Below are 16222 nucleotides of genomic sequence, written 5' to 3'. Positions count from 1 at the left end.
TTTGGTAAAGGTGTGCTAAACCCCCAACTCCGCTGCCCGCACGGCCGCTTGGGCCGGCCGGGGGAGGAGAAATACGCCCGAAGCGCCCTTGGCAGGATCAGCGGGGCGCCCCGACCATGCGGCCATGGACAGCACACTGCTGGCGGCGCTGATCGGTACGGCGGGTGGTGCGCTGGCCACCGCGGGCGGCGCCTGGCTGCGGAGCCGGGACCGGCTGCGGACGGCGGCGCGGCTCATCTACGCCGAGCTGACCCGGGACAGCACGGCGGTCGCGTACTTCCGGCAGACCGGGCACTGGCCGGCGCCCACCCTGTCCCGCGCGGCCTGGGACAGCCAGGGCGCGGTGCTGGCCCGGCGGCGCGACGTGCGCGCGTTCGAGACCGTGCACGGCGGGTACGAGGCGCTGGAACTGCTGCCCTTCCTGGCGGACGACACCCTCTCGCCCGCCGTCCGGGACCAGTGGCTGGCCGGGGAGGCCGAGCAGATCGCGGCCGCCGTCGAGGAGATCGGCGCGATGGCGAAGGTGTCCCAGGAGCAGATCACGGCGTGGACGCGGCGACTGCGCCGCCGGCAGCCGGACGACGCGCACCCGGCTCCTCCTCCGGTGACGTCCGGGGTGGTGCCGCTGGCGCTGCTGGAACGGCTCACGCGGGAGGAGGCCCTCGCGCTGGACTTCCGGGGCGGACCGGGGGTGACCCTGCGGGACGGCGGGCTGCGGGTGCGGCGCCGGGCGGACGGGGTGGTGGCCCATGTCGTCTTCGACGCGGCGGGCGGCGACGTCCTCGACCGGCTGCGCGCGGTGCGGTACACCGGCCTGCCGCCGACCGGCGATCCAGCGGTGGACGAGGCCTACGACGGGATGGTGCTGGCGTCCACGTTCCTGGCGGAGGTGTTCGGGCGGCACGGCATCGGCCGGGGCGGCGGACCGCTGGCCGCCGTCGTGCACTACGACGTGGCGTACAACAACGCGTTCTGGAACGGCGAGCTGCTGGTGTTCGGCGACGGCGACCAGGAGATCTTCGGCCGCTTCACCCAGTGCGTCGACGTGGTGGTGTACGAGTCACTGGCCGCGCTGCCCGAACTGACGTGGACCTTCTTCGGGCAGAGCGGCGCCCTGCACATCTCGGTGCGCGACGTCTTCGCCCAGCTCGCCCGGCAGTACCACCTGGACCAGACCGCCGACGAGGCCGACTGGCTGGCGGGCGCCGGACTGGTCGTCCCCGCGCTGGGCGGACAGGCCCTGCGCTCGCTCAGGGCCCCGGGCACGGCGTACGACAACGAGCCGCTCGGCAAGGACCCGCAGCCGGACCACATGCGCGACTACGTGGAGACCGGGACGGACAACGGGGGCGTCCATCTGAACAGCGGCATCCCCAGCCTCGCCTTCCACCGGGTCGCCGTGGCGCTCGGCGGCAGGGCCTGGGAGCGCGCGGGCCGAGTCTGGTGGGACGCGCTCACCGTGGGCGAGGGCATGGCGGCCCCGACCTTCGAGGACTGGGCCCGGCGCACCGCGCGGGCCGCCGCCGCCCGCTACGGCGAGAACGGCGAGGAGCACCGCGCCGTCCTCGCCGCCTGGGACTCCGTGGGCCTGCCCGTCGGCGGCTAGCGCTCGCCCCCCGGCACCCACAGCACGTCCCCGGCAGCCTTGTTGGCCGTGCGGGCCAGGATGAACAGCAGGTCCGACAGCCGGTTGAGGTAGGTCGCCGTCAGCGGGTTCATCACCTCGGCATGGACCTCCAGGGCCGACCAGGTCGAGCGCTCGGCCCGGCGTACGACCGTGCAGGCCTGGTGGAGCAAGGCCGCGCCCGGGGTACCGCCCGGGAGGATGAAGGAACGGAGCTTCTCCAGCCGGTCGTTGAAGTGGTCGCAGTCCGCTTCCAGCTTGTCGATGTAGAACTGCTCGACGCGCAGCGGCGGGAACTCCGGTTCGGCGACGACCGGGGTGCACAGGTCCGCGCCCACGTCGAACAGGTCGTTCTGGACGCGGGTGAGGACCTTGACGACGTCCTCGTCCAGGCCGCCGAGGGCGACGGCCGTGCCGATCGCCGCGTTCGCCTCGTTGGTGTCGGCGTACGCCGAGATGCGGACATCGGTCTTGGCGACCCGGCTCATGTCGCCGAGGGCGGTGGTGCCCTGGTCGCCGGTCCTGGTGTAGATGCGCGTCAGATTGACCATGTGGCCAGCGTAGTCAGGCCCGGCCGGTGCTCAACTAGGCCGTACGGGCGGTCGAATGACCCGTGCCGGTGTGATGTCCGTCAGATGAGACGTGACGCGCGTTACTAACCGGTCACACAGCGCCGCACCTTCGCTAGTGTCCGCCGAGAGGCATACGGATACACGCTGTAAGCGTTTCAAAGGGGAGTCGCACAGTGGCACGGAAGCTTGCCGTCATCGGCGCCGGACTCATGGGTTCCGGTATCGCCCAGGTCTCCGCGCAGGCGGGCTGGGACGTCGTCCTGCGCGATGTCACCGACGAAGCCCTGAAGCGTGGCACCGACGGCATCAAGGCCTCGTACGACAAGTTCGTGAGCAAGGGGAAGCTGGAGGCGCACGACGCCGACGCGGCCCTCGGGCGCATCACGGCGACCACCGACCTCGACGCCGTCGGCGACGCGGACATCGTCGTCGAGGCCGTCTTCGAGAAGCTGGAAGTCAAGCACGAGATCTTCCGGGCGCTCGACAAGATCGTCCGCGATGACGCCGTCCTCGCCTCCAACACCTCCGCCATCCCGATCACGAAGATCGCGGCCGTGACGGAGCGTCCGGAGCGCGTCGTCGGCACGCACTTCTTCTCGCCGGTCCCGATGATGCAGCTCTGCGAACTCGTCCGCGGCTACAAGACGAGCGACGAAACCCTCGCCACCGCGCGGGAGTTCGCCGAATCCGTCGGCAAGACCTGTGTCGTCGTCAACCGCGACGTGGCCGGCTTCGTGACGACCCGTCTCATCTCGGCGCTCGTCGTCGAGGCGGCGAAGCTGTACGAGTCGGGTGTCGCCAGCGCCGAGGACATCGACCTCGCCTGCAAGCTGGGCTTCGGCCACGCGATGGGCCCGCTGGCGACGGCGGACCTCACCGGCGTCGACATCCTGCTGCATGCCACGAGCAACATCTACACCGAGTCGCAGGACGAGAAGTTCGCCCCTCCGGAGCTGATGCGCCGAATGGTGGACGCCGGTGACATCGGACGCAAGAGCGGGCAGGGCTTCTACAAGCACTGAAACCGCACACGCCCCTGAGGCATCACACCCAGGGGTGAATTCGGTATCGGTTCGCTCACGGACGGCAACTTCCCGGCACTTCACGCAGTCAGACGTTGCATCACCGACTTCGGCGACATCACCGACATGACCGAGTACGTCACCGCACTCACGGGGAGCGCATATGTACATCAGGGGCGACCACGTCGAGCTGGTCGTCGGGGGCCGCCTCGACGTCCGCAGCGCGGCGGACGCCCGTACGGTCCTGCACTCGGCCGTCGACGACGGAGTCGGCGATCTGGTGCTGGACCTGTCCGAGCTCGACTCCTGGGACGCCACCGGCCTCGGTGTGATCATGGGAGCCCACCGACGGGCCGGCCGCTGCGGCCGCCGCCTGGTGCTGCGCCGCGTACCACCGCAGATGCAGCGCCTGCTCGTGGCCACCCGGCTGCACCGCATCCTCGCCATCGAGGGCGGCATCGGGGTGGAGTCGCTTCCCAGAGTGTGACACTTTCCCCGAAAGCGTCACACTTTTCCGAAGAGGCCCTGTCAGACGCCCGCGAAACGTGCCCCGCGCACAATCCTCACGAGACTGTGATGTCTCGGACGGCGCGGTACCCCGGCCTGTCGTAGATACTGTGCCAAGGTTTAGGGTTCGGTCGCCCGCTACCAGACAACCCTTCGAGCGGGCCCGGACCAGAAGCGACAGCGCGGTGTGCACAAGGCCGGGAGGGGCCTGGGTCCCATCGACCCGCACACGACGCTTTTGGGGGGCTTGGACCTATGGACCCGATCGACCGGGGACCCGAGGAGTACGGCCAGGACGGCGACGACACGTCGTCCCGTCAGCGCCCGCCACGGGAACCCCTCACACCCGACTTCGGCCAGCACACACCCGCACTCGCCCGCACCGTGCAGGTGGTCGCCGGTGAGTACCTGCTCACCGTCAATCCCGTCGACGGCAGCGAGATCGAGACCTGCCAGCCCGGTCAGCGGCCCGGCCGGCCCGCGAAGTTCAGTGCCGCCGAGCGCGCCGAGGCGGCCCGCGCGGCCAAACCGCCCGTCCCGCCCGGCCTGAACCGCCCCGAACTCCCGCTCCTGGAACGCCAGGAGGAGCGCGAGCGTCTCGTACGGCTGCTCGCCCGCGGCCGTTCCGTACGCCTCACCGGTCCCTCGGGCTCGGGCCGCACCAGCCTGCTCGACCTCGTCGCCGAGGACTGCCTGGACCTCGCCCCCGACGGCGTGATCCGCCTCACCGGCTTCCACCGCACCGCCACCGACCTCCTCCACGACCTCTTCCACGCCGTCTACGACGCCCCCCTGCACCGGCCCGACCGGGCCGAACTGCTCGCGCTCACGGGGGAGATCGGCGCGGTCGTCGTCCTCGACGACATCGAGTTCGGCGCCGCCGCCCTCGACGAACTCCTCGACGCGACACCCGAGTGCGCCTTCGTGATCGCCGCGACCCCGGAGATCCCGGCACCGTCCGCGGACTCCGCCATCGAGGAGGTCTTCCTCGGCGGCCTGGGCCGGCCCGGCGCCGTGGAGGTCCTGGAGCGCGCGGTGGGCCGCGTCCTCACCGAGGAGGAGGCGAACTGGGCGGGCGACCTCTACTTCGAGTCCGAGGGGCTGCCCCTGCGCTTCGTCCAGGCCGGCGCCCTGCTGCGCCAGCGCGACGAACTGCGCGTCGGCACCAGCGCCGTCGAGGAGTTCGGCGTCTTCCAGGACGCGCCCCCGGCCGACGAGCCCTTCGACACCCCGCCGCTGGACCTCGACGAGGGCGACGCCGTACCCCTGCCGTCCCTCGGTGAGGCCGCCGCGCCCGCGCCGCTGCTCGCCTCCCGGCTCAGCGCCTCGGCCCGGGCCACCCTGCGCTTCGCCGTCGCGCTCGGCGGCGAGGTGCCGCACCAGGCGCATCTGCCCGCGCTCGTCGGCGACACCCACGCGGACGCCGCCCTCGGCGAACTCGCGGGCTGCGGACTGGTCTCCCCGGTCGGCTCCCGCTACCGGCTCGCCACCGGCGTCCAGACCCAGATCGAGGCCGCCGGATACGGCGACGACATCGCGTCCGGTGCCCTCATCGCCGCCCTGCACTACTCCTGGTGGGCCGGGCACCCCTCGGTCACCCCCGAGCGCGTCTGCGCCGAGGCGGACGCCCTGCTCGCCGCGCTCGACGCCCTCCTGCCGGCGACGACCCCGCCCGGCGACGGCGAGGAGAGCACCACCGTCCACCTGGCCCGTACGGCTGCCCCCGCGTTCGCCGCCGGACTGCACTGGAGCGCCTGGGAGCGCGTGCTGCGCTCCGGCGCCGAGGCCGCCCGACTCGCCGACGACGTCGGTGAACAGGCCTATTTCCAGCACGAGTTGGGGGTCCTCGCGCTCTGCGAGGGCGAACTCGACCGGGCCCGGGCCGAGTTGGAGTCCTCCATCGGCCTGCGCGGTGCCGCCGCCGACAAGCGCGGTGCCGTCGCGGGGCGTCGGGCCCTCGCCCTGGTCGCCGACCGCTCCGGCTTCGCGCTCGCCCCCGACGTCACGGCCGGCGAGGAAGTGCCCGAAGCGCGCCACGAGGAGTCGGCCCCGCCGCCCGGCGGCACACCGGCGCCCTTCCCGCCGCTCCAGCCGCCCGGCGAGACCTACACCCTCGTCGCCCACCAGCCCTCGACCCCGAAGTCCCACAACAAGGCCCGGGGCGGCCTGCGCGGTTACGCCCGGCGCAACCTAGTCGCGGCCGGCGCGGGCGTCCTGCTCGCCGCCGTCCTCGGCACCGTCGTCACCCTCGGCGCCACGTCCAACAACAACGCCGACAACCCGTCCGACAAGGTCGGCGTCAACCCGTCCGCGAGCCAGGGCACGGGCGACGACAGCCTCGGCGCCGACCCGGCGAAGCGGGGCGACGACACCGGCACGGCCACCAGCCGCCCGACCGACCCGGGCCCGGACGGCACGATGGGCACGTCGGACGACCCGACACCGACGGGCAGCGGGACGCCTTCGGACAAGCCGAGCGGGACGAGTGGCGGGTCGAGCACACCGACACCGACCAGGTCCACATCGACGAGGCCTTCTTCGCCGAGCCCGTCCACGTCGAGGCCGACGACACCGACCACCCCGGCCTCGCCGACGACCTCCGCACCGACGGACACCACGTCACCGTCACCGTCGGACTCGTCCAGCGCCCCCGCCACCGACACCTCCGCGAGCGGCACGACCTCCAGCGCCCCCATGGACACGACCAGTTCGGCCGCGCCCGGGAGCAGCGGCGCTTCGGGTGCCGTCATCTGACCCTCCGTACGACATGAAAAGGGCCGGCTCCGATGATCGGAACCGGCCCTTTTCGTGCCGTAGCTGATCCTGGTCGGTCAGAACAGGCGCAGCTTGTCGTCCTCGATGCCGCGCAGGGCGTTGTAGTCCAGGACCGCGCAGCCGATCCCGCGGTCGGTGGCGAGGACGCGGGCCTGGGGCTTGATCTCCTGGGCGGCGAAGATGCCGCGGACCGGGGCGAGATGGGGATCGCGGTTCAACAGGTCGAGGTAGCGGGTGAGTTGCTCCACGCCGTCGATCTCGCCGCGCCGCTTGATCTCGATCGCGACGGTCTGGCCCTCGGCGTCCCGGCACAGGATGTCGACCGGGCCGATGGCCGTCATGTACTCGCGGCGGATCAGCGTGTAGCCCTCGCCGAGGGTGTCGATGCGGTCGGCGAGCAGCTCCTGGAGGTGCGCTTCCACGCCGTCCTTGATCAGGCCCGGGTCCACGCCGAGTTCGTGCGAGGAGTCGTGGAGGACCTCCTCCATCGTGATGATGAGCTTCTCGCCCGCCTTGTTGGTGACGGTCCAGACGTCCGCGGGATCGTCGGCGGTCCCCGAACCCTCCTTCAACGTGCAGGGCGGCGACATCCAGTTGAGGGGCTTGTAGGCCCGGTCGTCCGCATGGATCGAGACGCTGCCGTCCGCCTTCACCAGGATCAGACGGGGAGCGGAGGGAAGGTGGGCGGTGAGCCGACCCGCGTAGTCCACGGAACACCGGGCAATGACGAGACGCATGGTCGGCAACGCTACTCGACGGGCGGCAGTGAACGCGATTCGCCCTGGAAGACCCGTGACGCCCCTTGTTCATTAGTGGCCGATTGTGGGCCCATTGAGAGTTCCGTATGTACGCATTCTCCTGGTGCCGCCTCCTTCTGTTGCCTACCGTATGAACGGGAGGTCGCGAGACGTGTACGCAGCGTGTTCGTAATCGCGGACTCCCTTATCTGTCCGGCAACCCCTGCGCGTTGGGGGTGCGAGAGGAGAACCCATGTCGCTCGACGTCTCACCGGCCCTACTCGAAAAGGCCGAGCGAGGCGAGGTCGACGAAGCTGAATTCGTCGACTGCGTCCGGACCTCCCTGCCTTACGCATGGGAGATGATCAGCTCCCTGGTGGCTCAGCTGAAGGTCGACGGCGGTGCGTTCGCCGACAACCAGACGCCGCCGCCGGACGAGCAGGCACGCGGTCAGTTGCTGCGTGCGCTCGCGAGTGACGCGATACGCGGCGCGCTGCAGCGGCACTTCGGTGTACGCCTGGCCTTCCAGAACTGCCATCGGGTGGCAGTGTTCCCGCTGGACGGCTCGGTCGACGAGACGCTGACCCGCTTCACCTCGGTGCGCAGTCAACTGCTGAACCAGTCCCCGGAGTTCAGGGACTGCTGACGCGGCGATCGCGTACCACCGCTTGCCGCTCCGTACGCGGGAGGTGCATTTAGTACTGGGGCGGCAAGCTCCCCGCGGTTCGCTCAGCCGAGGTGGGGGAGCACCTCGGCGCCGAGCCGCCGTACGTTCTCCTCGGTCGCCGCGAGGTCTCCGGACCCCTCGACGAGCAGCGCGAAACGGGAGATGCCGGTCCGCTCGGAGGTCGCCGCGAGCCGGTCGGCGCACAGCCGCGGGGTGCCCACCGGGTGCAGCCCGCAAAGGAGTTCGGTGTACGCGAGCGGGTCGCGCATCCGGCGCTCGCGGTCGTCCACGGTGACATGCGCGTCGAGCCCCTGCTTGAGCCAGCCCGGCATCGCCTTCACGAGCGACTCCACGGCGTCCGCGCGCTTGTCCGCGATCTGGCAGACCCCGGCCGACACATGGGCCGCGCCCCGGATCTCCTCCGCCGACCGTCCGGCCGCCCGCGCCAACTGCCGCCACAGGGCGACCATCTCGGCCTTCTCCTCGTCCCCGACGTGCATGCCCAGCAGCATCGGCAGGCCCCGCTCGGCCGCCAGCCGCACGCTCGCGGGCGAGGTGCAGGCGACGACGACCTCGGGGCCCGGCGCGTCCGACAGCGCCTCCGACGGCCTTGGTACGACCGGGACTTCACGGAACGCGAAGCGGTCACCGGTACCCGCGACCGAGGGCTCGCGCAGCCAGCGCATCAACAGATCGAGGGATTCCGGGAACCCCTGTTCGTACGCGGCGAGACCCGCGCCGAAGACCTCCAGGTCGACCCACGGCCCGCCGCGGCCCACGCCCAGCGAGAAGCGTCCGCCGCTCGTCACGTGCAGCAGCGCGGCCTGCTCGCCGAGGGCGACCGGGTGGACCGTGGGCAGCACGCTGACCGCGGTGCCGACGCGGATGCGCCGGGTGCGGCCCAGTAGTAACGCGGCCAGGGTGATCGCGGACGGGCAGGTGCCGTAGGGCACGAAGTGGTGCTCGGCCAGCCAGGCCGTGTCGAGACCGGCTTCTTCCGCGACCTGCACCGAGCGGACCGCGCGGTGCAGGGCCTCCCCCTGGCCCTGCCCCGGGAACTGGGCCGCCAACACAAAACTTCCGACGCGCATGGTTCTTCCTGCTTCCTTGGCTCCGACACGGAGCTCCCCCACCGGGCATAACCGTCCGACACGTGCCGAGGACACGGCCTGGCGGAGAGATTTGCGGATTGTCTGCAGAATGCGCGGTCCCGAGGGGGACTTGTGTGGGTTGATGCCCTTCGCGTACCCCTGTCCGGGCCACGTAGGCTGGACACAGCCCTTGCCTCCTGTATAGCCCCGTGAGGTGTTCTGTGTCCCCGCGTCGCAACCGACCCAAGGAGTCCGGTTCCCCCGGCCAGAGCGCCGACGACGACCGCTCCGGCCGCTACGGCGGCTGGCAGTCCACGGAGCACTGGCAGGGCGAGGAGTGGAGCGTGCGCCATGTCGCCGGGGCGAGCGCCGAGGGCAAGACGTACCGCTGCCCGGGGTGTGACCAGCAGATTCCCTCCGGTGTCCCGCATGTGGTGGCCTGGCCGGAGCACGCGGGCGTGGACGACCGCCGGCACTGGCACAAGGCCTGCTGGAACGCGAAGGACCGCCGCACCACACGGGTGCAGCGGTCCAGGAACGCGCCGAAGTTCTAGGCCGAGGCCCTAGTAAGTGGTACGGGTCACACGTCCCGCTTCTCCAGCAGTGCGACGGCGCCCGCGAACGCGACGGCCGTCACCCCCACGATGATCCACAGCGGATCCCAGCCCGAAGGGCCGGACTCGCTGAGGGAGTTGGAGTAGAAGACGCTCAGCTGGTTCGGGATCGAGTACTCGAACAGGGCCTGGCGCACGCCCTCCAGGGACTGCGAGAACATGAACAGCGCGATGACCAGCGGGGCGAGCACGGCACCGATCATGACGGTGATCGCGCCCGCGGAGTGCCGGATGATCGAGCCGATGATCAGCGAGAGCAGTCCGAGCAGCGCGACGTAGAGCGAGACGCCGACGGTCCCCTTGAACCACTCGCCCGCGGACGGGTCCTTCGCGCCGTTGTTCTCCAGCAGCGAGGCGTCCACGAAGGCGATGAACGACACGGCCACCAGCGTGACCACGAAGGCGACGCCGAAGAACACGATCGACTTCGCCGCGAGGACGCGGGCCCGGCTGGGGCACGCGGTCATCGTCGTGCGGATCATGCCGGTGCCGTACTCGGAGGCCGTGGTCAGCACGCCGAGCGTGATGATGCACATGAGGCCGAGCAGCAGTCCGAAGAAGCCGAGGGAGAGCGGGTTCTCGCCGTTCATCTCGGACGAGGAGTTGCTGACCACGACGGCGGCGAGCAGTCCGATGCCGATGACGAGGACCACGAACACGCCGAGCGTCCAGATCGTCGAACGCACCGACTTGATCTTCGTCCACTCGGAGGCGAGCGCGTGTCCGAGATGCGTGCGCACCACCGGGATCGGGGAGGTGTACCCACCGTACGAAGGACCGTTCGCCGCCTGCCAGTTGGGCACGGCTGCCTGCGGCATCGGGGGCTGGGGCGTACTCATCGGGCGTCCTCGGGCTTGGTGAGGTCGGGGGTGGGGGTAGGGGCTTGGGTGGGGGAGGGCTGCGCGTCCACCGGGGCGGCCGGGGCCTGAACCGCCGGCGCGCCCTGGGGCGGCTGTGCCGGTGTCTGCGGGGGCATGGGCGCCGGAGGCCCGTACGAGCCCGGTACGCCCCCGCCGGGGGCCGCAGGGGCGCCGTACGGGTTCGGGGTGCCGTAAGGATTCGCCGGGGGCTGCCCCATCGCGAACGGCCGGCCGCCCTGCTGCGGTGACGGCGGCGCGTACCAGCCCGGCTGGCCCTGGCCCGGTACCGGCATCGGCGGCTGTGCGCCCGGCGGCAGTTGCTGCATCAGGCCGGCCTTCGGGTCGATCGTCGAGCGGTAGTCGACGGCGCCCTGCGTCATCCGCATGTACGCCTCCTCCAGCGAGGCCTGGTGCGGGGACAGCTCCCACAGTCGTACGTCCGTGTCGTGCGCGATGTCGCTGATGCGCGGGAGCGGCAGTCCCGTCACGCGCAGCCCGCCGTCCTGCTCGGGCAGCACGTGGCCGCCGGCCTCGGTCAGCGCGGAGGTCAGCTTCTCGCGGAGCTGGGGCTCGGTGTCGGGGGTGCGTACGCGGGCGAAGTCGGCGGAGTTCGCGGAGATGAAGTCCCGCACGCTCATGTCCGAGAGGAGCTGTCCGCGCCCGATCACGATGAGGTGGTCCGCCGTCAGTGCCATCTCGCTCATCAGGTGCGAGGAGACGAAGACGGTACGGCCCTCCGCCGCGAGCGCCTTCATCAGGTTCCGCACCCAGAGGATGCCTTCGGGGTCGAGGCCGTTGACCGGCTCGTCGAAGAGCAGCACCTGGGGGTCGCCGAGGAGCGCGGCGGCGATGCCGAGTCTCTGTCCCATGCCCAGCGAGAACCCCTTGGAGCGCTTTCTCGCCACGTCCTGGAGGCCGACGACCCCGAGCACCTCGTCCACGCGCCGGGCCGGGATGCCCGAGAGCTGCGCCAGGCTGAGCAGATGGCTGCGGGCGCTGCGGCCGCCGTGCACCGCCTTGGCGTCGAGCAGGGCGCCGACCTGACGGGGGGCGTTGGGCAGCTTGCGGTAGGGGAAGCCGCCGATCGTCACCTGTCCTGACGTGGGGTTGTCCAGGCCGAGGATCATGCGCATCGTCGTCGACTTGCCCGAGCCGTTGGGCCCGAGAAAGCCGGTGACGGCACCGGGCCGCACCTGGAAGGAAAGGTTGTACACGGCGGTCTTGTCGCCGTAGCGCTTGGTCAGGCCGACAGCCTCGATCATGCTCCGCACCCATCGAAAGGATCAGGACAGCAGGGCACACGCCCCCGTAAGGGTTAGGAGGATATCGGGGCGCTGACGGTTCCGCTCAAGAGCGAGTAAAGCCGTGGCCTTGGGTTGGGGTGGTCGGGGTGGTTGGGGTGGTGGGGTCGGAGGCGCGGGCGCGCTTGTTGCCGTGGGCGTGGTGGTGGGCGTGGTGGTGGGCCAATCCTCGCGCCGGGGGCGGCACCCGGCGTTTTCGTCCCGGCATCGGACCGGTGGGGGCGTCGGGGTCGTGTCGGTACGGCGAGCCCGCCGCTGGTCGCGCTCCTCCGCCCGCTGCCACAGTCGAACGGGCGGGGACCAGCTATGCGACGGGCTCGCCGTACCGCCACGACCCGCTCGCGTACGTCGGCGGGTGCGGGTGCGTGGGGTGCTCGGGTGAGGGCGGTGCGGTGCGAGGCGCCTCGACGGCGGTGTCCTCACACGCCGTCTCCCGCGCAATCGAACGACTCCGCGCACGACGCCTCCCGCAGCGCCGTCGGCGCGACGGTCGCCGATGTCGGCGTCCCCGCTGCCGCACGGCTGAAGGCATCGGGCCTCGCTCGCGTGTCCCGCCCGCAGTTCGTGCGGGCGGCTCCTTCGCGTAGGCCGCGCCGCCCGCCGATGCCTGCGTCCTCACCGTCGTGCGGCTGAAGGCATCGGGCCTCGCTCGCGTGTCCCGCCCGCAGTTCGTGCGGGCGGCTCCTTCGCGTCTCGGCGCCGCCCGCTGACGCCGGCGTCTCCGCTGTCGTGCGGTCGAAGGCATTGGTCCTCGTTCGCGGGCCTCGCTCGGGCGCCGTTGATGTCCTGCGGTTCGTGCGGGCGGCCCCTTCGCGTCGCCGACGGCGGTCGCTGATGTCGGCGTCCGCCGTCGTGCGGCCGAAGGGCGGCCTCGCTCGCGGCGCGTTGCCCGGCGCCGCTGGTATCCCGTGATTGGGTGCGGGCGGCCCCGTCGCGTAGCCAGTCTGCGCCGCTCGCCGATGCCGGTGTCTCCGCTGTCGTGTGGCTGAAGGCACCGGACTCCGCTCGCGGGCCTCGCTCGGGCGTCGCTGATGTCCTGCGGTTCGTGCGGCGGGCGGCCTCTTTGCGTCGTTGGTGTCCCAGCTGCCGTGCGGCCGAAGGTATCGGGCTTCGCGCGCCCTGCCCGGCGCCGCTGGTATCCCGCGATTCGTGCCGGTGACCCCGTCGTGTAGCCAGCCCGCGTCGCCCGCAGATGCCGCCGTGCCCGTCGCCGCGCCGTCGAAGGCATCGCGCCCCGCTGAACGCATTGCGCCCCGCCCGGTCCCCGTTATCCAGCCCCGCCCACGCCCCCCCGAACCGATCAACCGGCGGAGCCCTACGCGTCGCGCCGCTTCAGCAGTACGTATGCGCCGAGCAGGGCAGCTGCCACCCACAGGGCCATGATTCCGAAGCCGCCCCATGGGCCGTACGGTGCTGAGTCGTCTACCGGGGTGACCACCTGCATGATCTTGCTGCCGGCCTGGTCGGGGAGGTACTGGCCGATTTTCTTCGTGGCGGAGACGTTGCCGAGGATGTTGGAGATCAGGAAGAAGAAGGGCATCAGGATGCCGAGGGACAGCATCGGTGAGCGGAGCATCGAGGCGATGCCCATGGAGAACATCGCGATCAGGGTCATGTAGAGGCCGCCGCCGATCACCGCGCGCAGGACGCCCGGGTCGCCGATCTCCGCCCTGTGGGAGCCGAGCATCGCCTGGCCGAGGAAGAACGTGACGAAGCTGGTCACCAGGCCGACGGCGAGACAGAGCCCGGTGGCCACCGCGATCTTGCCGAAAAGGAAGGTGCCGCGCTGCGGGACCGCCGCCAGCGAGGTGCGGATCATGCCGGTGCTGTACTCGTTCGACACGACGAGCACCCCGAACACGATCATCGCGAGCTGCCCGAGACTCATCCCGGCGAAGCTGATGAACGTCGGGTCGAAGGAGAGTTTGTCCTTCTCGCTCATGTCGTTGAACTGGTTCTTCGACAGCGCCGAGATCAGCATGCCCAGCCCGATCGTCACCACCAGGGCGAGGGACAGGGTCCATACCGTCGATGCCACGGAGCGGATCTTCGTCCACTCGGAACGGATGACCTGGGTCGCCGCCATGTCAGTCCTTCTTCCAGCCGTCGCCCCAGCCCTGCTGCCCCGCGCCAGGTGCCGCGGGGAGCGCGGGGGGTGTGTCGGAATGCGCGTGGTACTCCACCGACTCCGCGGTCAACTGCATGAACGCCTCCTCCAGGGAGGCCTGTTGGGGACTCAGCTCGTGCAGCACGAGCTGGTGCGACGCGGCGAGCTCACCGATCTGCTCGGACTTGCCCCCGTCGACCTCAAGCACCCCGCTGCCGGACTCGACCACCGTGATCCCGGCCTGGTGCAGCACGTCGAGCAGCCGCTCCCGCTGCGGGGTGCGGATCCGGACGTACGACCGCGAGTTCTGCTGGATGAAGTCCGCCATGGACGTGTCCGCGAGGAGCCGGCCCTGGCCGATGACGACGAGGTGATCGGCCGTCAGCGCCATCTCGCTCATCAGGTGCGAGGAGACGAATACCGTACGGCCTTGCGCGGCAAGGGACTTCATCAGGTTGCGGATCCAGTGGATGCCCTCGGGGTCGAGCCCGTTGACCGGTTCGTCGAACATGAGGATGCGTGGGTCGCCCAGCAGCGCGCCCGCGATGCCGAGCCGCTGGCCCATGCCCAGCGAGAATCCCTTGGCCTTCTTCTTCGCCACGGCCGTCAGCCCGACGGTGTCCAGGACCTCGTGCACGCGGGCCTTCGAGATGCCGTTGCTCTGTGCCAGGCACAGCAGGTGGTTGAAGGCGCTGCGGCCACCGTGCATGGCCTTGGCGTCGAGGAGGGCGCCGATGTACGTCAGCGGGTCCGTGAGCTGGTCGTAGTGCTGGCCGTCGATGCGTACGTCACCGGAGGTCGGCCGGTCGAGCCCGAGCATCATGCGCATGGTCGTCGACTTGCCGGCGCCGTTCGGGCCGAGGAAGCCCGTGACGATGCCGGGTCTCACGGCGAAGGTGAGGTTGTTCACCGCCACCTTGTCGCCGTACCGCTTGGTCAGCCCCTCGAGCTCGATCATGCGGCCACGTTAGGACCGCTGTTGGGCTGATGCCACCCGGACGGGCAAACAGAGTCCGACGGCGCAGGCAACAACGGTGAACGCCGTCGCCCAGCCGAACGCGTGCGGGAAAGCGGTGCTGCCGTGGCCGTGCGCGAGGACCGTCGCCAGGACGGCGGTGCCGACGCCGCCGCCGAGCTGCTGCACGATCCGGATGCTGGTGCTCGCGTGCGGGATGCGGGCCCGGTCGAGCCCCTGGTAGGCGCCCACCATGACCGCCATGTTGGCCGCGCTCACCCCGAGTCCGCGCACGACCAGGGCGACGGCGAGCAGCGCGCCGCCGGGATCCGGGAAGAGGAAGGGGAGGGTGCCGAGAGCGCAGAGGAGCATGCCCGACACCACGACCGGGCGCGGTCCGAGCCGGTCGGTGAGCGGTCCGGTGACCCGGGCCAGCAGGCTGCCCAGGCCCTGCGGCGCCAGCAGCAGCCCGGCCGCGATCACGCCCTCGCCGCGCGCCTGTTGGTAGTAGAGGGGGAGCAGGAACATCCCGCCGAACAGGGCGAGGCCGTTCAGGAACGTCAGGATCGAGGAGACGGCGAACGCGCGGTCCTGGAACAGGCGGAGGTCTACGAGGGGTTCGCGGGCGCGCAGTGCGTGGCGGGCGAACAGGGCGATCAGTACGGCGCCCACGGGGATCGCGCTCGCGCGGGCTACGCCGGTCTCGGACAGGCCGTAGACCAGGGTGGCGAGGCCGGGGGAGAGGAGCAGGAGGCCGGTCAGGTCCAGGTGGTGGCCGGGGCGGGGGGTGTCCTTCGGGACGCCGCGCCAGGCCAGGGCGAGGGCGAGGAGGCAGACGGGCAGGTTGACGTAGAAGATCCAGCGCCAGCTGAGGTGACCGACGATCAGGCCGCCGACGACCGGGCCGAGGATCGGTACGACCATGGCGGGCAGGGTGATCGCCGCCATCAGGCGGCCGAGGTTGCGGCCGCCGGCGGCCCGCATCACCAGGGTCTGGAGCACGGGCAGGAGCAGGCCGCCGCCGATGCCCTGGAGGACCCGGAAGGCGATCAGCGAGCCGATGTTCCAGGCGAGCCCGCAGAGGAGGGATCCGGCGAGGAAGAGGGTCAGTGCGCTCAGCCAGACGTGGCGGGAGTCGTAGCGCTCGACCGCCCAGCCGGAGACCGGGACGACCGTCGCGAGGGCGAGGAGGTAGGCCGTACTGACCCATTGCAGGCTCGCCGTCGACGCGCCGAGGTCGTGGCCCAGTGTGTGCAGGGATATGGAGACGATCGTGCTGTCGAGGAGTGGGGCGAGGGCGCCGAGGACGAGGATGCCGGAGAGTTTGCGGACGGCGGGGTCGAGGCGTTCCTTGGGCATGCGGATCTCTCCCGGAGATTAAGAGACGGTG

The 16222-nt window shown here is 70.9% G+C and carries 14 protein-coding genes; 6 read left to right on the top strand and 8 right to left on the bottom strand.

Going from position 1 to position 16222, the window contains the following annotated elements; translation table 11 throughout:
• Positions 1 to 124 precede the first annotated feature (124 nt).
• On the top strand, positions 125 to 1606 hold the full coding sequence (locus ACIRRY_RS37365; RefSeq protein ID WP_403981937.1) for a M4 family metallopeptidase: 1482 nt from the start codon (positions 125 to 127) through the stop codon (positions 1604 to 1606).
• Here ACIRRY_RS37365 and ACIRRY_RS37360 read toward each other — a convergent pair.
• Complete coding sequence (locus ACIRRY_RS37360) at positions 1603 to 2175, bottom strand: cob(I)yrinic acid a,c-diamide adenosyltransferase (RefSeq protein WP_403981934.1); 573 nt, start codon at positions 2173 to 2175, stop codon at positions 1603 to 1605. The genes ACIRRY_RS37365 and ACIRRY_RS37360 overlap by 4 nt on opposite strands.
• Before the next feature lie 194 nt (positions 2176 to 2369).
• Between ACIRRY_RS37360 and ACIRRY_RS37355 the strand changes: the two genes are divergently transcribed.
• The 3 genes from ACIRRY_RS37355 to ACIRRY_RS37345 all read left to right on the top strand — a co-directional run bounded on the left by ACIRRY_RS37355 (position 2370) and on the right by ACIRRY_RS37345 (position 6479).
• Positions 2370 to 3218: a 3-hydroxyacyl-CoA dehydrogenase family protein gene (locus ACIRRY_RS37355; protein WP_403981932.1), complete on the top strand. Its 849-nt coding sequence runs from the start codon at positions 2370 to 2372 to the stop codon at positions 3216 to 3218.
• 163 nt (positions 3219 to 3381) lie between these two features.
• On the top strand, positions 3382 to 3705 hold the full coding sequence (locus ACIRRY_RS37350) for an STAS domain-containing protein (RefSeq protein ID WP_019060737.1): 324 nt from the start codon (positions 3382 to 3384) through the stop codon (positions 3703 to 3705).
• A gap of 275 nt (positions 3706 to 3980) precedes the next feature.
• Entirely contained in the window at positions 3981 to 6479 is a 2499-nt protein-coding gene (locus ACIRRY_RS37345; RefSeq protein ID WP_403981929.1) for an ATP-binding protein, read from the top strand.
• A gap of 77 nt (positions 6480 to 6556) precedes the next feature.
• Here ACIRRY_RS37345 and nucS read toward each other — a convergent pair whose 3' ends face one another.
• Positions 6557 to 7237, bottom strand: a complete 681-nt coding sequence (gene nucS, locus ACIRRY_RS37340) for an endonuclease NucS (protein WP_403981926.1) — start codon at positions 7235 to 7237, stop codon at positions 6557 to 6559.
• Between the two features lie 253 nt (positions 7238 to 7490).
• On the opposite strand from nucS, the gene ACIRRY_RS37335 reads away from it, so the two are divergent.
• A complete protein-coding gene (locus ACIRRY_RS37335) occupies positions 7491 to 7883 on the top strand; it encodes an SCO5389 family protein (protein WP_200679793.1) in 393 nt (130 codons plus the stop codon).
• An 83-nt stretch (positions 7884 to 7966) separates the two neighbouring features.
• On the opposite strand, the gene ACIRRY_RS37330 is transcribed toward ACIRRY_RS37335, so the two are convergent.
• On the bottom strand, positions 7967 to 8995 hold the full coding sequence (locus tag ACIRRY_RS37330; protein WP_403981924.1) for an LLM class flavin-dependent oxidoreductase: 1029 nt from the start codon (positions 8993 to 8995) through the stop codon (positions 7967 to 7969).
• Between the two features lie 221 nt (positions 8996 to 9216).
• Between ACIRRY_RS37330 and ACIRRY_RS37325 the strand changes: the two genes are divergently transcribed.
• Positions 9217 to 9549, top strand: coding sequence for an ATP/GTP-binding protein (locus tag ACIRRY_RS37325; RefSeq protein ID WP_403981921.1), 333 nt, complete (start codon positions 9217 to 9219; stop codon positions 9547 to 9549).
• A gap of 26 nt (positions 9550 to 9575) precedes the next feature.
• Here the strand turns inward: ACIRRY_RS37325 and ACIRRY_RS37320 are convergent, their stop codons facing one another.
• From ACIRRY_RS37320 to ACIRRY_RS37300, 5 genes are all read right to left on the bottom strand, one after another.
• A complete protein-coding gene (locus ACIRRY_RS37320; RefSeq protein WP_403981919.1) occupies positions 9576 to 10448 on the bottom strand; it encodes an ABC transporter permease in 873 nt (290 codons plus the stop codon).
• Positions 10445 to 11731, bottom strand: coding sequence for an ATP-binding cassette domain-containing protein (locus tag ACIRRY_RS37315; protein ID WP_403981916.1), 1287 nt, complete (start codon positions 11729 to 11731; stop codon positions 10445 to 10447). Before ACIRRY_RS37315 ends, ACIRRY_RS37320 begins: the two co-directional genes overlap by 4 nt.
• A gap of 1354 nt (positions 11732 to 13085) precedes the next feature.
• Positions 13086 to 13856 (bottom strand): ABC transporter permease, encoded by a 771-nt coding sequence (locus ACIRRY_RS37310; RefSeq protein WP_403981913.1) that lies wholly within the window; start codon positions 13854 to 13856, stop codon positions 13086 to 13088.
• Position 13857: 1 nt separating this feature from the next.
• Positions 13858 to 14835 carry an ABC transporter ATP-binding protein gene (locus tag ACIRRY_RS37305; RefSeq protein WP_403981911.1) on the bottom strand — a complete coding sequence of 326 codons (978 nt, stop codon included), beginning with the start codon at positions 14833 to 14835 and terminating at the stop codon, positions 13858 to 13860.
• A gap of 9 nt (positions 14836 to 14844) precedes the next feature.
• Positions 14845 to 16191, bottom strand: coding sequence for an MDR family MFS transporter (locus ACIRRY_RS37300; protein ID WP_403981908.1), 1347 nt, complete (start codon positions 16189 to 16191; stop codon positions 14845 to 14847).
• Positions 16192 to 16222: the final 31 nt, after the last annotated feature.

Source organism: Streptomyces sp. NPDC101776, from assembly GCF_044766845.1.
Classification (GTDB): Bacteria; Actinomycetota; Actinomycetes; order Streptomycetales; family Streptomycetaceae; genus Streptomyces.
Note: the sequence above shows the minus strand (reverse complement) of the source record. Positions and strands in the feature narration are given on the sequence as shown.